At 33.1% G+C, this 1375-nt stretch carries 3 protein-coding genes; 2 read left to right on the top strand and 1 reads right to left on the bottom strand.

Annotated elements, in window-relative coordinates; translation table 11 throughout:
* Positions 1-75: 75 nt before the first annotated feature.
* Positions 76-477, bottom strand: a complete 402-nt coding sequence (locus tag FJR38_RS09195; protein ID WP_168536630.1) for a GxxExxY protein — start codon at positions 475-477, stop codon at positions 76-78.
* A 337-nt stretch (positions 478-814) separates the two neighbouring features.
* Here FJR38_RS09195 and FJR38_RS09190 point away from each other — a divergent pair, with 337 nt between their 5' ends.
* Both FJR38_RS09190 and FJR38_RS09185 read left to right on the top strand, forming a co-directional pair.
* A complete protein-coding gene (locus FJR38_RS09190; RefSeq protein ID WP_071190359.1) occupies positions 815-1027 on the top strand; it encodes a type II toxin-antitoxin system VapB family antitoxin in 213 nt (70 codons plus the stop codon).
* Positions 1014-1375, top strand: a 362-nt coding sequence (locus FJR38_RS09185) for a PIN domain nuclease (RefSeq protein WP_168536628.1), incomplete at its 3' end; no start/stop codon positions are given. The genes FJR38_RS09190 and FJR38_RS09185, both read left to right, overlap by 14 nt.

Raw genomic sequence — 1375 nt, 5'->3', positions numbered from 1 at the left:
TCTGTACTTCCCATAGACAATGAAACAACAACATCCTGAAAATCCTCAAATCCTGGACATCCTGATTCAGACAAATTAACCCTGATATCTAGGATTAAAAACCTTCTTATATTCCAACTTTAACGCACCAAAATTAATCAATAAACCCACAGGAAAATTATAAGCTACCAAATAATTTTTCGCTTGCGCTAAATGAACATCTTCTAAAGAAATAACCGCTTTTAACTCCACCACAACCTGATTTTCAACTATAAAATCCGCTCTTCGTGTTCCTACTTCAATTCCCTCATAATAAATTATTTGTTCTACCTCTCTTCCAAAACTTAACCCTGATTTTTTGAGTTCAATTTCCAGACATCTTTGATAAATAACCTCCTGAAAACCATTTCCCAAAGTTCGGTGTATTTTCATTGCACATCCATTTATTATGTATGTAATTTCGTCTAATTTTAGATTTTGGGTATTAGGTGTGTTCATGGATTTACATGATTGTTATTTGTAAATTGTTGGTGAGATGCTGAAATTGTAATTGTCAGAATCAGGATGTCTAGGATTTTAGGATTTACAGGATTGTGATTGATAAATTTTCTGTGAATATTTAAAAATGATAATTACAATCACAGTATATTATCTATCATCCAAAAATCACTATTTTTCCTAAACAATAAAAAATCACATCCTGTACATCCTCTAATCCTGGATATTCTGATATGGCTTACGCCACGCTACGCTATCAGACAAAATAATTAACCTTGCATTTGATTAAATATAGTGTATAATACACATATCCATACACATAATCTACCTAAAGATCATGCGAACCAATATTGAACTTGACGACGGATTAGTAGAAGAAGCATTTCGTTTAACTAACGTGCGAACCAAAAAAGAATTAATTCATCTAGCATTACAAGAACTAATTCGCGTTCGTAAAAAACGGAACTTACTTGATTTAAGTGGACAAATTCAATTTACTCCTGACTACGACTACAAAGCATTGCGAGAAAATCGAAATGTTTCTGATTGATACTTCCGTTTGGATAAATGTTTTACGCGATAAAACAGGAGTTGCACGTCAAAATCTCCAGACACTTATAAAAGATGAGAATGTCTTTCTGACTCGATTTACCCAGATGGAATTATTACAAGGTTGTCGGGATGAAAGGGAGTGGATGTTGTTGCAAACCTATCTGCAAGAACAAGACTATATTGAAGCAACTGATAATACTTGGGTGTTTGCAGCACGAATTTATTATGATTTACAAAGACAAGGATTAACTGTTAGAAGTAGTATAGATTGTTGTATTGCCCAAATAGCAATAGAACACCAACTAACCCTAATTCATAATGATCGTGATTTTGAACCTATTCAACA

The sequence above is a fragment of the Anabaena sp. UHCC 0253 genome (assembly GCF_009712085.1).
Taxonomy (GTDB): Bacteria; Cyanobacteriota; Cyanobacteriia; order Cyanobacteriales; family Nostocaceae; genus Dolichospermum.
The sequence above is the reverse complement of the archived record's forward strand: the minus strand, read 5'-3'. Positions and strand labels throughout refer to the sequence as shown.